Source organism: Streptomyces sp. CY-1, from assembly GCF_047218265.1.
GTDB classification, from domain to species: domain Bacteria; phylum Actinomycetota; class Actinomycetes; order Streptomycetales; family Streptomycetaceae; genus Streptomyces; species Streptomyces niphimycinicus.
This window is the reverse complement of the sequence record NZ_CP178393.1, coordinates 8,039,659-8,061,226: the sequence shown is the minus strand read 5'-3', so window position 1 is coordinate 8,061,226 and position 21,568 is coordinate 8,039,659. Positions and strand designations below refer to the sequence as shown.

Sequence of the window (21,568 nt, the reverse complement as noted above, 5' to 3'; positions counted from 1 at the left end):
TTCCGCCAGGGCGCCATGTGCGACAGGTGGTGAAAACATCGGTCGGGCCCCCCGCATCAGCACCTCCGCACGACCGCCCCGCGCCGCCGACCGGCCCGGGGCCGCATGTCCACCACGATGGTCCGAGGAGAGATTGACGTATGACCGAGGCAGCGACTCGGCGCACACCGGGCACGCCCTGCTGGACGAGTCTGATGGTGCACAGCCTTGCCGCGACACAGGACTTCTACCACTCCCTGTTCGGCTGGGAGTTCACACCGGGCCCACAGCAGCTCGGCGCGTACGTCCGCGCGGTCCAGGGCGGCAGGCCAGTCGCCGGGTTGAGCGAGCTGCCTCCGGAACGCCATCTGCCCGTGGCCTGGACGACCTATCTGGCGTCCGACGACGCCGATGAGACCGCCGAGATGATCCGCGCCTGTGGCGGCACCGTGGCGGTCGGCCCGCTGGACGCCGACGAGGCCGGCCGGACGCTGATCGCCGCCGACCCCGAGGGCGCGGTGTTCGGCGTGTGGCAGGAGTCCACATACACGGCGGAGGAGACCGGCGCGCCGGGCACCCCGGTCTGGCATGAGCTGCTGACCCGTGAGGGCACCGGGGTCCACAAGTTCTACCGGATGGTCTTCGGCTACCAGGCGGAGACGGCGACCGGGGAGGAGCCCGGCTGCCGCACCCTGCATCTGGACGGCCGGCCGGTCTGCGCGATCCAGAGCGTGGGCGACGCCCTGCCGCGCGACCGGGGCCCGTACTGGATGACGCACTTCGCGGTGGACGACGTGGACGACACGGTGCGCCGGGTGACCGAGCTGGGCGGTCAGGTGGTGCGGCCGCCGTCGCGGGGAGCGACCGGCCACCGGGCCACGGTGCGGGACCCGGAAGGGGCCGCATTCACCGTCGTACGGCGCGCCGAGGGATAGGCGGGAGCGCCGGCCGGAGGGCCAGGGGCTGTTCCGCGGGACAGCCCCTCAGTCGACGGGCAGCACATCCGGCGACAGGGCGGCGGCGCGCGCTCCGGCTGCCGTCACCCGGCGCCGGTGGTGACGTCGGCACAGCACCTCGTAACCGACCTCGCTCTCCGGCCGGTTGACGTCGCCCACGAAGACCTGGGCGCCCTCGACGACCATCTGGCCGCCGACGGTACGGGCGTTGTGGGTCGCCCGGGCGCCGCACCAGCACAGCGCCTCCACCTGAAGCACCTCCACCCGGTCGGCGAGCTCCACCAGGCGCTGGGAGCCGGGGAAGAGCTTGCTGCGGAAGTCGGTGGTGATACCGAAGGCGAAGACGTCCAGCTCCAGGTCGTCGACCACCCGGGCGAGTTGGTCGATCTGGGGCGGGGTCAGGAACTGCGCCTCGTCCACGATGACGTAGTCGACCCGGCCCCCGGCGGTCAGTGCCTGGACCACATGGTCGTAGAAGTCGAGGTCGTCGGCGACCTCGACCGCCTCGGTGGCAAGACCCAGCCGTGAGGAGAGCTTGCCCTCGCCCGCCCGGTCGTCCCGGGTGTAGATCATCCCTTGGAGCCCTCGCGCCGAGCGGTTGTGCTGGATCTGCAGAGCGAGGGTGCTCTTTCCGCAGTCCATCGTTCCGGAAAAGAACACCAGCTCGGGCATGGGAAAGCGGAGCCTTTCGTTGGGCGGGGGTGAACGGGGGCGCTCAGGAGCGTACTTCGAGGAGCGGCACGAGCTGCTCCACGGGGGTCATCGAACCGTGCAGCCCGACCATGGCGGACTCCTTCGGCTCGGTGTGCGAGGCGACGATCGCGACGTCGTCGCACGCGGCGGCCACGATATCGCCGATCCGCCGGTAGACCCGGTCGTCGACGCCCTTGACCCCGCCATCGGCACCGCCGGGCCCGCCGAACCAGCCCGCCTCGATGGCCTCGTCACGGCCGGCCACCCACATCCGCTCCCCCAGCACCTCGCGCCAGACGGCCAGCACATCGCCCGCGGCGCCGGGAACGGCGTACACATGGCGGGCGCGGCCCTCGCCGCCCAGCAGCGAGACGCCCGCGCGCAGCTCCCAGTCCTCGTCGAAGTCGATGCGCGACTCGGGGTCGAACGGGATGTCGATCATGCCGTGGTCGGCGGTGACATAGAGCGCCGAGCGGGGCGGGAGCTGTTCGGCGAGCCGCTGGGCGAGCCCGTCGACATAGCGGAGCTGATCACGCCACTCGGGCGAGTCCACACCGAAGCGGTGCCCCTTGCCGTCCACCTCGCTGTAGTACGTGTAGACGAGCGAGCGGCCCGCGGCGCCGAGTTGCTCGGCCGCGAGGTCCATCCGCTCCTCACCGGTGAGCCGCCCGTGGAAGGTGCCGCCGCTCAGCGCGATCTTGGTGAGCGGGGTCTCGGCGAACGTCGGCGCGGAGACCTGGCAGGTGTGCACGCCCGCGGCATCCGCGAGCTGGAAGACGGTCGGATACGGCTGCCAGTCGTGCGGATCCGTCCAGGGCTGCCAGCGCAGTTGGTTCATCAACTGGCCGGTGCCGGGGTCCCGCACCGTATAGCCGGGCAGGCCGTGGGCGCCGGGCGGCAGGCCGGTGCCCACCGAGGCGAGCGAGGTCGCGGTGGTGGAAGGGAAGCCCGCGGTGAGCGGCTTCCCGGCACCGCCCAGCGAGCTGGGCAGCAGCGAGGTCAGGAAGGGCGCCTCGCCGGGGTGGGCGCGCAGCAGCTCCCAGCCGAGGCCGTCGACCAGGAAGACACAGACGCGGTCGGCGGGGGCGAGCCCCAGACCGGAGGAGAGCCCCGGGACCTCCTGGCCCGCGGCGACGGCGGGCAGCAGATCGGCGAGCGAGCCGGTGCCGTACTTCGGCAGCGGCGCGGAGCGGGGGTCGAGCGGGGTGGGCTCTGGCCAGAAGGAGGCGGCGGAGGGCAGTGGGCCGGTGGCGGAGCCGGACATCAGCGGCCGGTGTCCGGCGTGGCCGCGGTGGCCTCGGAGAGCGCCTGGGCGAAGGCCAGGGTCTGGCGGACGGTGTCGGGGCCGTCCCCCGCCTCGCTGACCCGCAGGCTGAGGTCGTCGGCGGTGGACGAGCCCGTATAGCCGTGGTCGGCCTCGCAGTTGGGGTCGCCACAGGCGGCGGGCTCCAGGTCGAGGCGGCTGACGGCCCCCCAGCCGATGGTCAGCACGACCTCACGGGGCAGCGTGCCCGGTGTGTACGACTCGGGGTTGGCCACGACCCGGCTGAGCACGACCGAGGAGATCCGCTGGAGCTTCACGGACTCGGTGGAGGTGGTGGCGTACGGCGACGGGGAGGTGCCGTCCGCGGCCTGCTCGTCGGTGTGGCTGACGATGAAGCGGTTGCCGGTGAGGACCAGCACCGTGACATGGCGGCGGACCTCGTTGGCGTCGAAGGTGGTCTCCTGATGGACCAGGTACGACACGATGGGCTCACCACCCACGGCGGCCTCCACCGCTTCGGCCACGAGTGCCGGGTAATAGCCGCTGCGCTCGATCGCCGCGCGCAGCCCCTGGGTCGTCGTACCGGTCTTCGCCATGTGCACCATCCTACGGGGCCGCGCCGACACCGGCGCCGGTGCCCGCCAAGGCGCCGGCCGACTCAGTAGGCGGGCATGTGGCGGGGACCCAGGTCGGTGCGCGGGGGCGGCGGGGCCAGCCGCGCCGAGGCGCCGAGCACGGAGAGGCCCTGCTGGGCGACGACGACGGGTTCGAGGTCGACGGCGACCATCTCGGGTTGGTCGTCCACCAGGCGGGACACCCGCAGCAGCAGCTCCTCCAGGGCCGCGGTGTCCACCGGCTTGGAGCCGCGCCAGCCGAACAGCAGCGGCGCGGTCCGGATGGACCGGATCAGCTCGGCGGCGTCCCGGCCGGTGACGGGGACGAGGCCGTGGGCGGTGTCCCCGAGCAGTTCGGAGGGGGCACCGGCGAGCCCGAAGGAGAGCACGGCCCCGGCGGCGGGGTCGATGGCGGCCCGTACGACGGTGTCCACACCGCGTGGCGCCATCCGCTGCACGACCAGCCCCAGTTCCTCGGGGCGGCCCAGGTAGTCGGTCAACTCGGCGTAGGCCCGGCGCAGTTCCGTCTCGCTGCCCAGCTCCAGCCGTACCCCGCCCAGGTCGGCGCGGTGGCGCAGATGGGCGGCGGTGGGCTTGAGCGCGACCGGGAAGCCGAGCCGCTCGGCGGCCCGCACGGCGGCGTCGGGGTCGGGCGCGGGGAGGGCGGGCAGCACGCTGACGCCGTAGCGGGCCAGGAGGCGCTGGGTGTCGGCGGCGGACAGCTCGACGCCGAGGCCCGCGTCGTCGCCGGGGACGCCGGCCGTGGCTTCGGCCTTACCGTCGCCGGGCCCGCCGCGCGTGGCTTCGGCGGTCCCGCCGCCCGTGCCGTCGGCCGTAGGGCCGTCGCCCGGGGTGCCGTCGGCCGGGGCGAGCAGCACCTGGATGTCGGCGGCCGCACCCGCCTCGTCGATGTCCTCGTACTCGGGGACCCGCCCGGGCTCGGCGGCCTCCTGCCGCCAGTGCGCGTACCGCACGGCCTCGGCGAGCGCGCGCACGGCCCGCTCGGCGGCGGGGTAGGCGGGGATCCGGCGGGTGCCGGGGGCGGGCTCGCCGCCGGTGCCGGCAAGGGCCTCCGCGAGCTCCTGGATCTCCAGGTGGACCACGGCCACCGGTTTGTCCGGACCGGGCCCGGAAGCCTGGGCCGCCTCCCTTACGGCCGTCGCGAGGGCCTCCGCACCGCCGTCGCCGTCCCCGGGGCCCGCGTTTCCGTCGCCGACCGAGGGGATGGCGGTGACGACGACGGCGTCGCAGGCGTCGTCGGTAAGGGCCTCGGTCAGGGCGCGCCGGAAGTCGTCCGGGGCGGCGGCCGTGGTCAGGTCGCGGGGCGGCAGCGGGCGGAGGCCCTCGGTGAGGCAGGCGTCGTAGGTGATCAGGCCGAGCGATTCGGAGTTGCCGAGGATGGCGACGCGCGGACCGGCGGGCAGCGGCTGGGAGGCGAGCAGCACCCCGGTGTCGGCGAGTTCGGTGACGGTGTCGACCCGGATGACGCCCGCCTGCCGCAGCAGATCGGAGACGGTGGCGTCCGGGATCTGGGTGGTGGGCACGGCGTGGCCGGTGGGGGCGCTGCCGGTGTGGCGGGCGCCCTTGACGACGACCACCGGTTTGACGGCGGCGGTGCGCCGGGCGAGCCGGGTGAACTTGCGGGGGTTGCCGATCGACTCCAGGTACATCAGGACGACGTCGGTGCGCGGATCGTCGTACCAGTACTGGAGGAGGTCGTTGCCCGAGACGTCGGCGCGGTTCCCGGCGGATACGAAGGTCGATATCCCCGCGATCCCGGCGAGGCTCGCCAGCCCGGCGCCGCGCCGGTGCAGCCCGGACAGCAGCGCGATGCCGATCGCCCCGGACTGGGTGAACAGGCCCAGCCGGCCGGGGTTGGGCAACTGCGGGGACAGGGAGGCGTTCAGCCGGACGCCCTCGGCGGTGTTGCTGACGCCGAAGGCGTTGGGGCCGATGACGCGCATACCGTACGACCGGGCCTGGCGGACGAGGTCGCGCTGCCGGTCGCGGCCCTCGCTCCCGCTCTCGGCGTATCCGGCGGAGAGCACGACGAGGCCCTGGACGCCGTGCTCGCCGCATTCGGCCACGACGGCGGGCACCCGCTCGGCGGGGACGGCGACGACGGCGAGGTCCACGGGCTCCTCTATGGCGCGCAGCGAGCGGTGGGCCGGGACGCCCTCGGGCTCCAAGTGCACCATGTCGTCGGGGAAGGCGTGGTTGACGGCGTGGACGCGGCCCGTGAAGCCGCCGTCCAGGAGGTTGCGCAGTACGGTGCGGCCGACGCCGCCGGGCGTGCGGCTGGTGCCGATGACGGCGACGGAGCCGGGCGCCAGCAGCCGCTGGACGGAGCGGGCCTCGGCCCGCTGCTCGCGGGCGCGCATGACGGCCAGGGAGCGGTCGGTGGGTTCGAGGTCGAATTCGAGGCGGACGACGCCGTCCTCGAAGCTGCGCTTCTGGGTGTAGCCCGCGTCCGTGAACACCTTGATCATCTTGGTGTTGGCGGGCAGCACCTCGGCGGCGAACCTGCGGATGTCCCGCTCGCGCGCTACGGCGGCGATGTGTTCGAGGAGCGCGGAGGCCACCCCGCGGCCCTGGTGGGCGTCCTGGACGAGAAAGGCGACCTCGGCCTCGTCGGCGGGGGAGGCGGCCGGCATCCCCTGTCCGTCGATGCGGTCGTACCGCACGGTGGCGATGAACTCATCCCCCACGATGGCCGCCAGGCCCACCCGGTCGACGTAGTCGTGGTGGGTGAAGCGGTGGACGTCGCGGTCGGAGAGGCGCGGGTAGGGCGCGAAGAAGCGGTAGTACTTCGACTCGTCCGAGACCCGCTCGTAGAAGCTGACCAGCCGCTGGGCGTCATCGGGGGTGATGGGACGGATCTGTGCCGTGCCACCGTCCCGCAGCACCACATCGGCTTCCCAGTGGGTCGGGTAGGCGTGATGGTCCGACGGGCTCCGCATGGGCCCAGGGTACGGGCCCGCCCGGTCCGGATGGTGGACACCCTTGCGTCGGGGCCGAGTGTCGGGGGAAGGTCCGTATCGGGCCAGTCCGGGCACGCTCGGGCTCACTCGGACATCGTCCGGGTGAATCCGGACACCGTATGATTTTGGTCTAGACAACCGCACCCGTCACACCTGAAGGGCAACACCATGGCTGAGCGCCGCGTCACCATCGGCTGGGCCGAGGGCCTGCACGCCCGCCCTGCGTCGATCTTCGTCCGGGCGGCCACCGCCGCCGGCGTCCCCATCACGATCGCCAAGGGCGACGGCACCCCGGTCAACGCCGCCTCCATGCTGGCCGTGCTGGGCCTCGGCGCCCAGGGCGGCGAGGAGGTCGTCCTCGCCTCCGACGCGGACGATGCCGAGGTCGCGCTCGACCGGCTGGCGAAGCTGGTGGCGGAGGGCCTCGAGGAGCTTCCCGAGACCGTCTGACCCCCCGCTGATTCGCATGCGAGTCACACGTGTTTCCCGTGTGATTCCCGTGCGACTCGAGGATTCGGCACGACGGGGCCGCGGTGACCATTACGGCCACCGCGGCCCCGCTGTTTTTCCGCTTCCACCCCGACTCGGAGGACCGGGAACCAGGCGCCACGAATCCGCGCAGAGAATTCCCGAGAATTGTATACGGGATATCTGTTAATTCCGGCCGCTCGCCGTGTTTACGGAATGTTTCGAAGCCCTCACCGGGATCGGGCGGCGCTGCCGGTATTCCGCCAGCGCGCGCTCGGTGTGCGCGGCGGCGAGCGCCCGCGCCCGGTCGGCGTCGCCGCGCGCCACCGCGTCCACCAGTGCGCCGTGCTCCGCCCAGGACTCCACGGCCCGCGCGGCCGGGTCGGGGTGCCGGGCGCCCCCGGGCGATGTGGCGTGCGGTACGGGCTGCGGCGCGGGAGCGGCCGCGTACACCCAGGCGGTCTTGCGGCGCAGTTGGACGAGCATCGCGGCCAGGCTCGGGCTGCCGGACGCCTGGGCGAGCGTCTCGTGGAACCAGTCGCCCAGCGGCGGCAGTTCGCCGAGCCGGCCGTGCTGGGCCCGCTCCCGGCCGAGCCGGACCAGCCCGCGCAGCACCTTCAGATGGGCCTCGGTGCGGCGCTGTGCGGCCCGTGCGGCGCCCAGCGGCTCCAGCAGTGCCCGGATGTCCAGCAGATCGGCCGCCTCGCGCTCGGAGGGCTGGGCGACGCAGGCCCCCGCGTGCCGCCGGGTCGTCACGAAGCCCTCGGACTCCAGGGTGCGCAGGGCCTCGCGGACCGGCACCCGCGAGACGCCGTAGCGCCGGGCGAGAAGTTCCTCGGTGAGCCGGCTGCCGGGCCGATATGTGCCGGAGACGATGTCGTCGCGAATCGCCGTGCACACCGCATGCGCCGAAATCCGGCGACCGCCCTGGACCTCGGTCGTATCCCCGCTCACTTCCGGTCCCATATTGTCGAAACCTCCGCCTTAACGCCCGCGAAACGCATCCATGGAACGCGCATTGAACGACTCTATTCCAATCGGACGTCTTTTCCGATGGCGGAGTGCATTTCATGGATATTTTTTGGTCAGCGGGCGGCGGCACGCCGAAGGCCCCGTCCGGTGGACGGGGCCTTCTCGGATTCTCGCGGGACCGCGGGCGTGCGCGGAGTCCCGCGGGGCCGGACGTTCGCGGAGTGCCGCGAGATCAGACGTTGACGCCGTGCGAGCGCAGATACGCCAGCGGGTCGATGTCCGAGCCGTAGTCCGGGCTGGTGCGGGCCTCGAAGTGCAGATGCGGTCCGGTCACGTTGCCGGTGGCGCCCGACAGGCCGATCTGCTGGCCGGGGGTGACCTTCTGGCCGACCGAGACGCTGATCGACGACAGGTGGCCGTACTGGGTGTAGGTGCCGTCGTTCATCTTGATGACGACGTTGTTGCCGTAGGAGCCGCCCCAGCCCGCCTCGACGATCTCGCCCATGCCCACGGAGTGCACCGAGGTGCCGGAGGAGGCGTGGAAGTCGATGCCGGTGTGGCTGCCGGAGGACCACAGTCCGCTGGACGCGTGGTAGCCGGTGGAGACGTAGGAGCCGCTGATCGGCGTCTCGAAGGTGTTGAGGCGCTTGCGCTCGGCCTCGCGCGCCGCGCGCTCCTTGGCCTCACGCTCGGCCTTGGCCCTCTTCTCCGCGGCCTCCGCCTTTCTGGCGGCCTCCTGGCGGGCGATCGCCTCCGCCTTGGCCTTGGCGGCGGCCTGCGCGGCGGCGGTCTCCTGGGACTGCGCCTGGGCCTCGATCTGGTCCGCGATCCCGTCGCCGATCACGATCGCCTGGGTCAGACCGGTCTGCTGGGGGCTGGGGCCCGTGTCGGCCGCGAACGCCTGTCCGGTGATCCCGGCGACGACGCCCGAGGCGACGGTGGTGATGCCCACGACGTTCGCGCCGGTGCGGACGTTGACCTTGGTGGTCCGGCGGTGTTTCCCGGTGGCAGTGCGGGTGGACGCCATACTGAGGCGCACTCCTTTCCTTCCTTCTCGCCTACCGGGTTAGCTGACGGGTTCGGAGCAGGAAGGTCTCCTACGGACTCCTCCCCCGGCCGGGGAAGGCGCCCGATTCACCCCTGGGGACGTGTGGGTCCCCGGCTCCCCTGGCTCGCGCCGTACGGGGACTCGGCGATGACTGTCCGTGCCGCGGATGCGGCGGGTTGCTGGCGAACAGCCGGACTGACGCTAAACGGGCCCGCTTTCGATCACCAAACGGTTCCGGTTTTTTGTTGCTCTCCCCACAAACCAAACAAGCTGTCACTGCCGCAAATCGGGCATGAAGGAAGGACCCCGGCACCCTTACGGGGGCCAGGGCCCTTCCGCTGTGAACTCGTCGACCGGACCGGCTGCCGGACCGTCAGCCAACCCGGATCGTCGGTGAGCCGGCCGGATCGCGGGTTCTTGGATCGGATCCGGCCAACCGGCCAACTCGAAGCGGCTCAGCCGGAGATGACGCTCACCTCGCCGATGCCCAGCGCCCGGACCGGCTCCTCGATCGCCGAGGCGTCCCCGACCAGCACCGTGACCAGCCGGTCCGCCGGGAAGGCGGACACCACCGCGGCGGTCGCCTCCACCGTGCCGGTCTCCGCGAGGCGGGCGTACAACTGCGCCTGGAAATCGTCCGGAAGGTGCTGCTCGACCTGGTCGGCGAGGGTGCCCGCGACGGACGCCGCCGTCTCGTACTTCAGCGGGGCGACGCCCACCAGGTTCTGCACCGCGACATCGCGCTCCTCGTCGGTGAGCCCCTCCTCCTTCAGCGTGCGCAGCACCTTCCAGAGGTCCTCCAGCGCGGGCCCGGTGACCTCGGTGGCCACCGAGCCGCTGATCGCCAGCATGGCGGCGCCCGCGGAGCCGCCCGAAGGCGCCGGGGGCGCGGAGCGCAGCACCTGGCCGAAGGCGCGCACCCCGTAGGTGTAGCCCTTCTCCTCGCGCAGCACACGGTCGAGGCGGGAGGTGAGAGTGCCGCCCAGGCAGTACGTGCCGAGCACCTGCGCGGGCCAGACCCGGTCATGGCGGTCGGCGCCGACGCGCCCGATGAGCAACTGGGTCTGCACCGCGCCCGGCCGGTCGACGATCACCACACGGCCGAGGTCGTCGGCGACGATCGGGGGAACCGTGCGCGGCACGCCCGCCCCGCCCGTCCAGGCGCCCAGGGTGTCGGCGAGCGCCCCGTCGAGGTCGACCCCGGTGAGGTCGCCCACGATGACGGCGGTGGCCGTGGAGGGGCGGACATGCGCCTCGTAGAAGGCGCGCACGGCCGCGGCGTCGATGCCCTCGATGGTCTCCTGGGTGCCCTGGCGCGGCCGGGACATCCGCGACTCGGCCGGGAAGAGGGCCGCGGAGAGGGCCATCGAGGCGCGGCGGGCCGGGTTGGCCAGCTCATGGGGGATCTCGTCCAGCCGGTTGCGCACCAGCCGCTCGACCTCGCCGTCCGGGAAGGCGGGGGCGCGCAGGGCGTCGGCCAGCAGCCCGAGCGCCTTGGGCAGCCGGGAGACCGGGACCTCCAGGGAGACACGGAGGCCGGGGTGGTCGGCATGCGCGTCCAGCGTGGCGCCGCAGCGCTCGAGCTCGGCGGCGAACTCCTCGGCGTCGTGCTTGTCGGTGCCCTCCGACAGGGCGCGCGCCATGATCGTGGCGACGCCTTCGAGCCCGGCCGGCTCGGCGTCCAGCGGCGCCTCCAGATTGATCTCGACGGCGACGACCTGCTGGCCGGGTCGGTGGCAGCGCAGCACCGTAAGGCCGTTGGGCAGCTCACCGCGCTCGGGGGCCGGGAACGCCCACGGCTTGGGCGCGCCGCCCTTGGGCTGCGGGTGGAAGGTCATGGTCGCGGTGACGGCGTCGCTCACTGGGCCGCCTTCCCTTCTGCGTCGGTCTCGGCGGCTTCGGCGGTGTCGGCTGCGTCCTCGGCGCCCTCGACGGGCTCGTAGACCAGCACGGCGCGGTTGTCGGGGCGCAGCCGCGCCGCGGCCACGGCCCGCACCTCCTCGGCGGTGATGTCGAGCACCCGCTCCACGGCGGTCAGCGCGAGCTGCGGGTCGCCGAAGAGCACCGCGTACCGGCAGAGCTCGTCGGCCCGGCCGCCGACCGTGGCCAGCCGGTCCAGCCACTCGCGCTCGATCTGCGCCTGCGCCCGCTCCATCTCCTGCGGGGTCGGCCCCTCCTCGGCGAAGCGGGCCAGCTCCTCGTCGACGGCGGTCTCGATGGCGGGCACCTCGACGCCGCCGGAGGTCTTCACGTCCAGCCAGCCCAGCGAGGGGGCGCCGGACAGCCTCAGCAGGCCGAATCCGGCGGCTACGGCGGTGCGGTCGCGGCGCACCAGGCGGTTGTGGAGCCGGGAGGACTCCCCGCCGCCGAGGACGGTCAGCGCCAGATCGGCGGCGTCGGACTCACGGGTGCCGTCGTGGGGCAGCCGGTAGGCGGCCATCAGGGCGCGGGCCGGGACCTCCTCCTCCACGACCTCGCGCAACTGGTCGCCGATCACCTCCGGGAGCGTGCCGTCCCGGGGCGGGCGCTTGCCGTCGTGGGAGGGGATGGAGCCGAAGTACTTCTCGATCCAGGCGAGCGTCTGCTCGGGGTCGATGTCGCCGACGATCGACAGCACGGCGTTGTTCGGGGCGTAGTAGGTGCGGAAGAACTCCCGCGCGTCCTCCAGGGAGGCCGCGTCCAGGTCGGCCATGGAGCCGATCGGGGTGTGGTGGTACGGATGGCCCTCGGGGTACGCCATGGAGACGAGCTTCTCGAAGGCGGTGCCGTACGGCACGTTGTCGTACCGCTGGCGGCGCTCGTTCTTGACGACGTCGCGCTGGTTCTCCAGACTCTCCTCGTCCAGCGCGGTCAGGAGGGACCCCATTCGGTCGGCCTCCAGCCACAGGGCGAGCTCGACCTGGTGGGCGGGCATGGTCTCGAAGTAATTGGTGCGCTCGAAGCTGGTCGTGCCGTTGAGCGAGCCGCCGGCCCCCTGCACCAGCTCGAAGTGGCCGTTGCCGGTCACCTGCGCCGAGCCCTGGAACATCAGGTGCTCGAAGAGGTGAGCCAGGCCGGTGCGCCCCTTGACCTCATGGCGCGAGCCGACGTCGTACCACAGACAGACCGCGGCGACCGGGGTCAGATGGTCCTCGGAGAGCACCACGCGCAGGCCATTGGCCAGGCGGTGCTCGGTCGCTTTCAGGCCGCCGGAGCCGGCCTGCTGCGTGGCCGTGTGACCCATGGGCATGTACGTCCCTTCGATCGCGTGATGGAGCGCGTGCCAGCCGCATGCGCAGCGCTTCTGTCACTGTATGCAAGGGGACGGACATCTGGCGAAGTTCCGGTCCGTTCCCGTCCTCCCGAGCTGCCCCGAACCGTTTCCGCGGCCTCTCGGGCGCCGGACCTCGCCCTTCGAGGGGCCGTGATACGGGGCCGCCGGGCCCGGTTTCGGAGCCCGCTCCGGCCCTTGCCACCCCGGCCCGTTCCACACTTGTCGGCGGCGCGGGCCACAATGGTCGGCGTCAGATCCCGTATCGGCAGTTGAAGGAGCCGCAAGCGCGATGGCCCGCCGCCGCACGAAGACCCCGCCGCCGGACGACTTCGAGGAGCGCATCCTCGACATCGACGTCGTCGACGAGATGCAGGGCTCCTACCTCGAGTACGCCTACTCGGTCATCTACTCGCGCGCGCTGCCCGACGCCCGAGACGGGCTGAAGCCCGTGCACCGCCGCATCCTCTACCAGATGAACGAGATGGGGCTGCGCCCCGAGCGCGGCTTCGTCAAGTGCGCCCGTGTCGTCGGTGAGGTGATGGGAAAGCTCCATCCGCACGGCGACGCGTCGATCTATGACGCGCTGGTGCGCATGGCGCAGCCGTTCTCCATGCGCCTGCCGATGGTCGACGGCCATGGGAACTTCGGCTCCCTGGGCAACGACGACCCGCCCGCCGCGATGCGGTACACCGAGTGCCGGATGGCGTCGGCGACCTCGCTGATGACGGAGTCGATCGACGAGGAAACGGTCGACTTCTCACCGAATTACGACGGCAGTGAGCAGGAGCCGGTCACCCTCCCCGCCGCCTATCCGAACCTGCTGGTCAACGGCACGTCCGGGATCGCGGTCGGCATGGCGACCAATATGCCGCCGCACAACCTGGGCGAGGTCATCGCCGCCGCCCGCCATCTGATCAGGCACCCGGGCGCCGACCTCGACACCCTGATGCGCCATGTGCCGGGCCCCGACCTGCCCACCGGCGGCCGGATCGTCGGCATGAGCGGCATCCGGGACGCCTACGAGACCGGGCGCGGCACCTTCAAGATCCGCGCCACGGTGGCCGTGGAGGACGTGACGGCCCGCCGTAAGGGCCTCGTCGTCACCGAGCTGCCCTTCGCCGTGGGGCCCGAGAAGGTCATCTCCAAGATCAAGGACCTGGTCGGCGCGAAGAAGCTCCAGGGCATCGCGGACGTCAAGGACCTCACCGACCGCGAGCACGGGCTGCGGCTGGTCATCGAGATCAAGAACGGCTTCAACCCCGAGGCCGTGCTGGAGCAGCTCTACAAGCTCACGCCGATGGAGGAGTCCTTCGGCATCAACAATGTGGCGCTGGTGGACGGCCAGCCGCTCACGCTGGGGCTCAAGGAGCTGCTGGAGGTCTATCTCGACCACCGCTTCAACGTGGTCCGGCGGCGCAGCGAGTTCCGCCGCACCAAGCGGCGCAACCGGCTGCACCTGGTCGAGGGTCTGCTGGTGGCCCTCCTCGACATCGACGAGGTCATCCGCCTCATCCGGCAGAGCGACAACGCGGCGGAGGCCAAGCGGTCCCTCATCGAGCGCTTCGGCCTCTCCGACGTCCAGACGCAGTACATCCTGGACACTCCGCTGCGCCGGCTGACCAAGTTCGACCGGCTGGAGCTGGAGTCGGAGCGCGACCGGCTCAACACCGAGATCGAGGAGCTGACCCGGATCCTCGACTCCGACGCCGAGCTGCGCAAGCTGGTCTCCGGCGAACTGGCCGCGGTGGCCAAGAAGTTCGGCACCCCGCGCCGCACGGTACTGCTGGAGTCGTCGAACGCACCGGTGACGGCGGTGCCGCTGGAGGTCGCGGACGACCCCTGCCGGGTGCTGCTGTCCTCCACCGGGCTGCTGGCCCGCACCGCCGACGGCGAGCCGTTCCCGGTCGAGGGGAAGGCCAAGCGCGCCAAGCACGATGTGATCCTCTCGGCGGTCCCGGCGACGGCCCGGGGCTCCGTGGGGGCGGTGACCTCGACCGGGCGGCTGCTGCGGCTCACGGTGATCGACCTCCCGATGCTCCCGGAGTCGGCCGGGCCCCCCAATCTGGCGGGCGGCGCGCCCATCGCCGAGTTCCTCTCCCTGGAGGAGGACGAGGAGCTGATCTGCCTCACCACCCTGGACGAGTCCTCACCGGGGCTCGCGATCGGCACGGAGCAGGGCGTTGTCAAGCGCGTGGTCCCCGACTACCCGGCCAACAAGGACGAGTTGGAGGTCATCGGCCTCAAGGAGGGCGACCGGATCGTGGGCGCGGTGGAGCTGCGCACCGGCGAGGAGGATCTGGTCTTCATCACCGACGACGCCCAGTTGCTGCGCTACGCGGCGAGCCAGGTGCGGCCGCAGGGGCGCGCCGCGGGCGGTATGGCGGGCGTCAAGCTCGGCTCCGGCGCCAAGGTGATCTCGTTCACGGCCGTCGACCCGGCGAGCGACGCGGTGGTCTTCACGGTCGCGGGCTCGAGCGGCACGCTCGATGACTCGGTACAGCAGTCGGCCAAGCTCACCCCGTTCGACCAGTACCCGCGCAAGGGCCGGGCCACGGGCGGAGTGCGCTGCCAGCGGTTCCTGAAGGGCGAGGACATCCTGGTCCTGGCCTGGGCCGGCGCGACCCCGGCCCGCGCGGCGGGGGCGAACGGAACCCCGGCGGCGCTGCCGGACATCGACCCGCGCCGGGACGGCTCGGGTGAACCGCTCGCCAAGCCGGTGACGGTGGTGGCCGGGCCGGTGTAGCCCGGCACGAGCAGGACGAGGGGCGCGGCACCGCGAGGGTGCCGCGCCCTTCGCCGTGTGCGGGCGCCCGCGGCGTGTGCGGGCGCCCCAGCGTTGCCAGGCCGACAGGCACGCTCGCCGTTCACGGACACCCGCAGCGTTCACGGGCCACCGCGCCGTTCACAAGCACCCTCGCGGCTCACGGACGCCCGCGGCGTACACAGGCCCCCGCGCCGTTCACTCCCCCGGCCCCGGCACCCTGGGACGGCGGAAGGCTGGCGGCGGGCCCCGAGCCTCGCGGGCGGCGGAGGGCGGCGCCACACCTGTCAGTGGCCGCTGCCGTTGCGCCGGGCGCGCAACTGCCGGAGGGCGAGGCGCGCACCGGCGTGGCCGCGGTCCGCCGCCCGCCGGAAGTGCCGCTCCGCCTCGCCCAGCTCACCGTGGTCCAGATGGACGGTGCCGAGCACCACCATGGCCGAGAGGTCACCCGCCGCGGCGGCCTTGCCGAGCCAGTGGACCGCCTCGGCGTACGCGCCCCGCTCGCCCAGCCCGATGCCGTAGACGGTCATCCCTCGCGGATCACCGGCCTCGGCCGCCTTACGGGCGAGCGGTTCGGGAATCGGCCGCCCCTCGTCGTAGGCCGCCCTCACCATCGCCCTCAGTCCGGGGTCCAGCGAGCGCGCCCCGCGTCTCCCCCGGCGCCTGCGCCACCGCGCCCATAAACCGCCCATATCCGCCCCCTCCACCCCCGAAGCGCCATTGTCGCGCCTGGCTCCCACGCCGTGGAACGGCAGGCACACGGCGGGATGCGGACTGCCGCCCTCCGCCGTATGCGGACCGTAAGGCGCTCATGCGGCTCCCGCCGCCCGCTCTTCCGGGGGCTCAGGTACACACGCACGGGGCATGCTCACGACTCCGGTGCGCACTATCGATCAAGAGAGGTTAGGCTTACCTTCGTGAGCACGTGCGCGACCGCTTCCCGCGACCTGTCCGAGCCGCTCGCCGGGACGGCGGCCACCGCCCCCACCTGGCTGCTGGTGGAACAGCCCGGGCCCTGGGGCACCGAGGCCCTCACCGCCAGCCGGCTCGACAGAGCCCTCGGACGCGCGCTGGAGCACGCCGCAGAGTACACCGGCGTACGGGTCGCGCTGATCCGCCGCCCCGGCCGTCACGCCGATCTGCACACCGGCGCCCGGCACCGGGTCTTCGTGGCCCACACCCGGCCCGGCCGCTCCTGGATCCGCACCACCGCCCTGGACGATCCCGCAGGGCTGCTCGGTCTGGACTTCGCCGCGCTGGGCGCGGGCGATCCCGGCGGGCTCACCCTGCGCCCCCACGACCCCGCGGCCTGGGAGGAGTACACCGGCGATCCGCTGGTGCTGGTGTGCACCAACGGCAAGCGCGACCGCTGCTGCGCCCTCCTCGGCCGCCCGCTGGCGGGCGAGCTGGCCGCCTCCGGTGTCCACGGCACCTGGGAGATCACGCATATCGGCGGCCATCGCTTTTCCCCCACCCTCGTCGTGCTGCCGCACGGCTACACTTACGGCCGCGCCACCGCACAAGGCGTCAAGGACGTCATCGAGGCGCTGCGGCAGGGCCGGGTGGTCACCGAGGGCTGCCGCGGCCGCTCCGCCTGGGAGCGCCCCGGCCAGGCGGCGGAGCTGGCCGTCCGCGAGCTGACCGGCGAGGACGGGGCCGACGCGCTGACCGTCGCAGGGAGCGCGGGCGAGGCCCCGGTCTGGTCCGTGACCGTCGCGCACCGCGACGGCCGGGCCTGGCGGGTGAGCGTCGCGCGGGTCGCCGCGGCGCCCCCGCGGCCGGAGAGCTGCGGTCTCCCGCTGGGCTCCCCGGCCCGGATGGAGGTCGTCGGGATCCGGGCCGCCCGGCGGCCCGCACCCGGCGTACGGGCGATGGCCGCCGGCCGCCTCTGAGCCCACGCCCCGCCCCCGTCGCCCTCCGAGATCGCCGCCCCGCTCCCTGAACCCGAGCCGCCCCGGAAACGCGCCTCTCGGGCCCCTCCCCCGGGTCCTGGCGCGGCCCCTCCGGCCCGCCCTTGGTTACCCTTCGTTGCCATGAGCGCCGCGATACCGCCGGGGCAGGCAGCCACGGCCACAAGGTGGCGCATCGGCTGGCCCCGACGCGTCTTCTCCCAGGTCCTGCTGATGCAGCTCGCCATCGCCACGGGTGTCACCGTGCTCGCGACCGGCCTCTTCCTCGCGCCGCTCAGCGACCACCTCGACGACCAGGCCATGCGCCGCGCCCTCGCCATCGCCCAGACCACGGCCGCCGAGCCCCGGCTGGCCGAGGCGCTCCAGCACACCCGGCCCACCCCCGACGGGCCCGTGCAGACCGAGGCGGAGCGCATCCGCCGGGCGACCGGCGCCGAATATGTCGTGATCATGGATCGGCGCGGGGTGCGCTGGTCGCACACCTCCCCGGGCGAGATTGGGAAGCATGTCTCCACCGACCCCACCGACGCCATAGAGGGCCGGGAGATCATGGAGATCGACGAGGGCACCCTCGGCCGGTCGGCCCGCGGCAAGGTGCCGCTGCGCGCCGAGAGCGGCCGCATCGTGGGCGCCGTCTCGGTGGGCATCTCCTACGAGAGCGTGCGCGCCCGGCTCGTCGCCTCGGTCCCGGAGATGCTCGCCTACGCGGGCGGCGCGCTCGCCGTCGGCGCCCTGGCGGCGTATGTGGTGGCCCGACGGCTCCAGCGGCGCACCCATGATCTGGCCTTCTCCGATATCTCCGCGCTGCTCGCCGAGCGCGAGGCGATGCTGCACGGCATCCGGGAAGGCGTCGTCGCCCTGGACGCCCAGGGCCGCATCCGGCTGATCAACGACGAGGCGCAGCGGCTGCTGGATCTGTGCCCCGAGGACACCGGCCGTGCCCTGGAGGCGGTGCTCGCCCCGGGCCGTACGACCGATGTGCTGTCCGGCCGGGTCACCGGGGCCGATCTGCTGACCGTCAGCGGCGGCCGGGTGCTGGTCGCCAACCGGATGCCGACGGACGACGGCGGTGCGGTGGTCACTCTCCGCGACCGCACCGAACTGGAGCGGCTGGGCCGCGAACTGGACGGCACCCGGGGGCTGATCGACGCCCTGCGGGCGCAGGACCATGAGCACGCCAACCGGATGCACACTCTCCTGGGCCTGCTCGAACTCGAACTGCACGACGAGGCGATGGAGTTCATCACCGAGGCGATCGGAGTGCACCGGGCCACCGCCGAGCAGGTCACCGAGCGGGTGCACGATCCGCTGCTGGCGTCCCTGCTGGTCGGCAAGGCCGCGGTCGCCACCGAACGCGGGGTCTCGCTGTCCGTCGCCGAGGACAGTCTGCTGCCCAACCGGCTGGTGGACCCGCCGGGGCTGGTGACGATCGTCGGCAATCTCATCGACAACGCCCTGGACGCGGCGGTCGGTTCGCGGGAGCCGCATGTCGAGGTGGAGCTGTGCGCGGACGAGCGTACGGTGCTGCTGCGGGTCTCCGACACCGGCCCCGGGATACCCGCCGACCGGCGCGATGTGGTCTTCACCGAGGGCTGGTCGACCAAGGAGCCGCCCGCGCACGGCAAACGCGGCATAGGGCTCGCGCTGGTCCGCCGCCTGGCCGAACGCCAGGGTGGCAGCGTCCGCGTGTCCGACCGCGAGGGCGGGGGCGCGGAGTTCACCGTCGTCCTCCCCGAGGCACTGGCCGAACAGCCGGCCGGGGCACCGCTGACCGCGACAGGAGAGCCGCGATGACCCTTGGATCCGGACCGGGCGGGCTTCTGGAGGTGCTGGTCGTGGACGACGACGTCCGGGTGGCCCGGGTCAACGCCGCGTACGTCGGCAAGGTGGCCGGTTTCCGCGTCGCGGGGCAGGCGCACTCCGCCGCCGAGGCGCTGGCCGTCCTGGAGACCACCCCCGTCGACCTGGTGCTGCTGGACCACTATCTGCCGGATGAGACGGGGCTGTCGCTGGTGCGGCGGCTGCGGCAGCTCGGCCACCACACCGACATCATCATGGTGACCGCGGCCCGCGATATCGCGACCGTCCAGGCGGCGATGCGCCATGGCGCGCTCCAGTACCTGGTCAAGCCCTTCACCTTCGCGGGGCTGCGCGCCAAGTTGGAGGGGTACGCGGCGCTGCGCCGCGCGCTGGAGGGCGACGGCGAGGCCGGACAGGACCAGGTGGACCGGATCTTCGGCGCCCTGGGCGGCGCCTCGGCCGGCCCCGCGGAGTTGCCCAAGGGCCATTCGGTGCTCACCGCCGATCTCGTACGGGAGGTGCTGCGGGGCGCCGAGGGCCCGCTGTCGGCGCAGGAGGTGGCCGAGCGCTCCTCGCTCAGCCGACAGACCGCACAGCGCTATCTGAAGCTGCTGGAGCGCACGGGGCGGGTGCGGCTCAGCCTGAAGTACGGCGAGACCGGCCGCCCCGAGCACCGGTATGTGTGGGTCTGAACCCCGCCCGTAACCCCTGCTTGTCAGGCCGCGCCCGCTCCGGTGAGGGCCCGCACCTCCGTCTCGGCGTGCTTGGCGGCATGTCCGGGGACGTCGGCGGGGGCGGGTGAGGTGACCGTTCCGAGCCAGCCCGCGAGGAACCCGAGGGGCACCGAGACCAGGCCCGGGTTCTGTAGCGGGAAGAGGTGGAAGTCCACCCCGGAGAAGATCGCGTCCCGGCCACCGGAGACCACCGGGGAGAACACCACCAGCACCACCGCCGGAAGCAGCCCCCCGTAGACCGACCACACCGCGCCACGCGCGGTGAACCGCCGCCAGAACAGCGAGTACAGCAGCACCGGGAGGTTCGCCGACGCGGCGGCGGCGAACGCGAGCCCCACCAGGAACGCCACATTGAGGTCGTCGGCGAGCAGCCCGAGCCCGATCGCGGCCGCCCCGATCCCCACCGCGGCGATCCGCGCGACCACCACCTCGCCGCGCGGTGTGCGGCCCGCCCTTCGGCTCAGCGCGCCATACAGGTCATGGGCGACGGAGGCCGAGGAGGCGAGGGTGATCCCGGCGACGACGGCGAGGATGGTGGCGAAGGCGATGGCGGCGACGACCGCGAACAGCACCGTGCCCCCGGTCGATCCGGCGCCGCCGCCGAGATCGAGCGCGAGCAGTGGAACGGCCGTGTTCCCGGCGGCGTTGGAGGCCCGTACGGCATCGGTACCCAGCACGGCCGCCGCGCCGAAGCCGAGCACGATCGTCATCAGGTAGAAGCCGCCGATCAGCCCGATGGACCAGATCACCGAGCGGCGGGCGGCGCGGGCGGTGGGCACGGTGTAGAAGCGCGAGAGGATGTGCGGCAGCCCGGCGGTGCCCAGTACCAGCGCCAGGCCGAGGCTCATGAAGTCCAGCCGGGCGGTCCAGCCGCCGCCGTAGGTGAGCCCGGGGGCGAGGAAGTCCACGCCATGTCCGCTGTTGCGCGCCGCGGTGCCGAGCAGGGCGTCCAGATCGCCGCGGAAGCGGATGAGCACCAGGGTGGTCAGCGCGATCGCCCCGCCCATCAGCAGCACGGCCTTCACGATCTGGATCCAGGTCGTGGCCCGCATCCCGCCCAGCGCCACGAAGACCACCATCAGGGTGCCCACACCGATCACCGTCCAGGCACGGGCACGGCCGCCCGTCTCCCCGATCAGCAGGGCGACCAGACTGCCCGCGCCGACCATCTGGGCCACGAGATAGAGCACACAGACCGTGACCGAGGAGACGCCCGCGGCGATCCGGACCGGGCGCTCCCGCATCCGGGCGGCCAGCACATCGGCCAGGGTGAACCGGCCGCAGTTGCGGACGAGTTCGGCCACCAGCAGCAGGACCACCAGCCAGGCCACGAAGAAGCCCACGCAGTAGAGCACCCCGTCGTAGCCGAAGAGCGCGATGAGCCCGGAGACGCCGAGGAAGGAGGCGGCGGACATGTAGTCACCCGCGATGGCGAAGCCGTTCTCTATCGGGGAGAACAGCCGCCCGCCCGCGTAGAACTCCTCCGGCGAGCGGTGCCGTCGGCGCCCCGCCCAGGTGGTGATCCCCAAGGTGGCCGCCACGAAGGCGCCGAAGAGCAGCAGCGCCAGGCTCCGCTGATCGCCGGTCACCGGCCGCGCCCCCGCATCATCTCCTGCGTCACCCAGCGCAGTTCGAGCGCGACCCGGTCCCGGCGCAGCCGTGCGTGCCGGGCGTACGCCCAGGTCAGCAGGAAGGTGGTGGCGAACTGCCCGAGCCCCGCGACCATCGCCACATTGAGCGTGCCCACGACCGGGCGGGCCATCAGACCGGGGGCGGTGGTCGCCGCGACGACATAGGCGAGGTACCAGAGGAGGAACGCGGCGACCGCCGGGAAGACGAACCGGCGGTAGCGCCGGCGCACCTCCTGGAACGCGGCGCTGCCGTGCACCTCCGTGTAGACCTCCCGGGCGGCGGGCGGCCGCGCGCGCCGAGTTCCGCTGTCCGTGTCGTCCGGCTCGCCCCAGCCGGACGCGAGCGTGTCGTACCACGGATCTTCCACCCGCGCCGCTCCCCTATCGCGAGCGTTGTGCATGTCCACCCCGAACACTCCTTGTTCACCGCCGCATTCGCCGCGTGACCAAGGATGGGCAGACCAGAAAGATCCAGGACCCTTCAATACCGGACGTTCACCCCAT

Annotated in this window: 17 protein-coding genes and 1 riboswitch; of the genes, 6 read left to right on the top strand and 11 right to left on the bottom strand. The window is 72.8% G+C overall.

Features of this window, described 5'->3' with window-relative positions; genetic code table 11:
• The first annotated feature begins 140 nt into the window (after positions 1-140).
• Positions 141-914: a VOC family protein gene (locus ACK1X7_RS34660; protein WP_385156446.1), complete on the top strand. Its 774-nt coding sequence runs from the start codon at positions 141-143 to the stop codon at positions 912-914.
• A gap of 48 nt (positions 915-962) precedes the next feature.
• On the opposite strand, the gene ACK1X7_RS34655 is transcribed toward ACK1X7_RS34660, so the two are convergent.
• The 4 genes from ACK1X7_RS34655 to ACK1X7_RS34640 all read right to left on the bottom strand — a co-directional run bounded on the left by ACK1X7_RS34655 (position 963) and on the right by ACK1X7_RS34640 (position 6,466).
• Positions 963-1,607 (bottom strand): thymidine kinase, encoded by a 645-nt coding sequence (locus ACK1X7_RS34655; RefSeq protein WP_385156449.1) that lies wholly within the window; start codon positions 1,605-1,607, stop codon positions 963-965.
• 43 nt (positions 1,608-1,650) lie between these two features.
• A complete protein-coding gene (locus tag ACK1X7_RS34650; protein WP_382957778.1) occupies positions 1,651-2,892 on the bottom strand; it encodes an alkaline phosphatase family protein in 1,242 nt (413 codons plus the stop codon).
• Positions 2,892-3,488 (bottom strand): DUF5998 family protein, encoded by a 597-nt coding sequence (locus ACK1X7_RS34645; protein WP_030842663.1) that lies wholly within the window; start codon positions 3,486-3,488, stop codon positions 2,892-2,894. The genes ACK1X7_RS34650 and ACK1X7_RS34645 overlap by 1 nt, the downstream gene beginning before the upstream one ends.
• Positions 3,489-3,550: 62 nt before the next feature.
• Positions 3,551-6,466 carry a GNAT family N-acetyltransferase gene (locus tag ACK1X7_RS34640; protein WP_390792731.1) on the bottom strand — a complete coding sequence of 972 codons (2,916 nt, stop codon included), beginning with the start codon at positions 6,464-6,466 and terminating at the stop codon, positions 3,551-3,553.
• A 189-nt stretch (positions 6,467-6,655) separates the two neighbouring features.
• Here ACK1X7_RS34640 and ACK1X7_RS34635 point away from each other — a divergent pair, with 189 nt between their 5' ends.
• The gene (locus ACK1X7_RS34635) at positions 6,656-6,937 is read left to right on the top strand and encodes an HPr family phosphocarrier protein (protein WP_020867963.1); all 282 of its coding nucleotides are present in this window, start codon (positions 6,656-6,658) and stop codon (positions 6,935-6,937) included.
• A gap of 204 nt (positions 6,938-7,141) precedes the next feature.
• Here the strand turns inward: ACK1X7_RS34635 and ACK1X7_RS34630 are convergent, their stop codons facing one another.
• From ACK1X7_RS34630 to ACK1X7_RS34615, 4 genes are all read right to left on the bottom strand, one after another.
• Positions 7,142-7,921 (bottom strand): GntR family transcriptional regulator, encoded by a 780-nt coding sequence (locus ACK1X7_RS34630; protein ID WP_385151621.1) that lies wholly within the window; start codon positions 7,919-7,921, stop codon positions 7,142-7,144.
• 238 nt (positions 7,922-8,159) lie between these two features.
• On the bottom strand, positions 8,160-8,954 hold the full coding sequence (locus ACK1X7_RS34625) for a M23 family metallopeptidase (RefSeq protein WP_385151623.1): 795 nt from the start codon (positions 8,952-8,954) through the stop codon (positions 8,160-8,162).
• 14 nt (positions 8,955-8,968) lie between these two features.
• A riboswitch (cyclic di-AMP (ydaO/yuaA leader) is annotated at positions 8,969-9,132 on the bottom strand.
• A 298-nt stretch (positions 9,133-9,430) separates the two neighbouring features.
• Positions 9,431-10,813: a M16 family metallopeptidase gene (locus ACK1X7_RS34620; protein ID WP_385151658.1), complete on the bottom strand. Its 1,383-nt coding sequence runs from the start codon at positions 10,811-10,813 to the stop codon at positions 9,431-9,433.
• Between the two features lie 20 nt (positions 10,814-10,833).
• Positions 10,834-12,204, bottom strand: coding sequence for a M16 family metallopeptidase (locus ACK1X7_RS34615; protein ID WP_385151626.1), 1,371 nt, complete (start codon positions 12,202-12,204; stop codon positions 10,834-10,836).
• A 313-nt stretch (positions 12,205-12,517) separates the two neighbouring features.
• On the opposite strand from ACK1X7_RS34615, the gene ACK1X7_RS34610 reads away from it, so the two are divergent.
• Positions 12,518-14,971 (top strand): DNA gyrase/topoisomerase IV subunit A, encoded by a 2,454-nt coding sequence (locus tag ACK1X7_RS34610; RefSeq protein WP_385151629.1) that lies wholly within the window; start codon positions 12,518-12,520, stop codon positions 14,969-14,971.
• A gap of 305 nt (positions 14,972-15,276) precedes the next feature.
• Here ACK1X7_RS34610 and ACK1X7_RS34605 read toward each other — a convergent pair whose 3' ends face one another.
• Positions 15,277-15,603, bottom strand: a complete 327-nt coding sequence (locus ACK1X7_RS34605) for a sel1 repeat family protein (RefSeq protein ID WP_385151632.1) — start codon at positions 15,601-15,603, stop codon at positions 15,277-15,279.
• Positions 15,604-15,906: 303 nt separating this feature from the next.
• On the opposite strand from ACK1X7_RS34605, the gene ACK1X7_RS34600 reads away from it, so the two are divergent.
• The 3 genes from ACK1X7_RS34600 to ACK1X7_RS34590 all read left to right on the top strand — a co-directional run bounded on the left by ACK1X7_RS34600 (position 15,907) and on the right by ACK1X7_RS34590 (position 19,391).
• Positions 15,907-16,881 (top strand): sucrase ferredoxin, encoded by a 975-nt coding sequence (locus ACK1X7_RS34600; protein ID WP_390792730.1) that lies wholly within the window; start codon positions 15,907-15,909, stop codon positions 16,879-16,881.
• A 141-nt stretch (positions 16,882-17,022) separates the two neighbouring features.
• A complete protein-coding gene (locus ACK1X7_RS34595) occupies positions 17,023-18,693 on the top strand; it encodes an ATP-binding protein (protein WP_413116102.1) in 1,671 nt (556 codons plus the stop codon).
• On the top strand, positions 18,690-19,391 hold the full coding sequence (locus ACK1X7_RS34590; RefSeq protein WP_364006902.1) for a response regulator: 702 nt from the start codon (positions 18,690-18,692) through the stop codon (positions 19,389-19,391). Before ACK1X7_RS34595 ends, ACK1X7_RS34590 begins: the two co-directional genes overlap by 4 nt.
• Positions 19,392-19,414: 23 nt before the next feature.
• On the opposite strand, the gene ACK1X7_RS34585 is transcribed toward ACK1X7_RS34590, so the two are convergent.
• On the bottom strand, positions 19,415-21,022 hold the full coding sequence (locus ACK1X7_RS34585; RefSeq protein WP_413116101.1) for a solute symporter family protein: 1,608 nt from the start codon (positions 21,020-21,022) through the stop codon (positions 19,415-19,417).
• Complete coding sequence (locus ACK1X7_RS34580; protein WP_398159941.1) at positions 21,019-21,471, bottom strand: DUF485 domain-containing protein; 453 nt, start codon at positions 21,469-21,471, stop codon at positions 21,019-21,021. Before ACK1X7_RS34580 ends, ACK1X7_RS34585 begins: the two co-directional genes overlap by 4 nt.
• Positions 21,472-21,568: the final 97 nt, after the last annotated feature.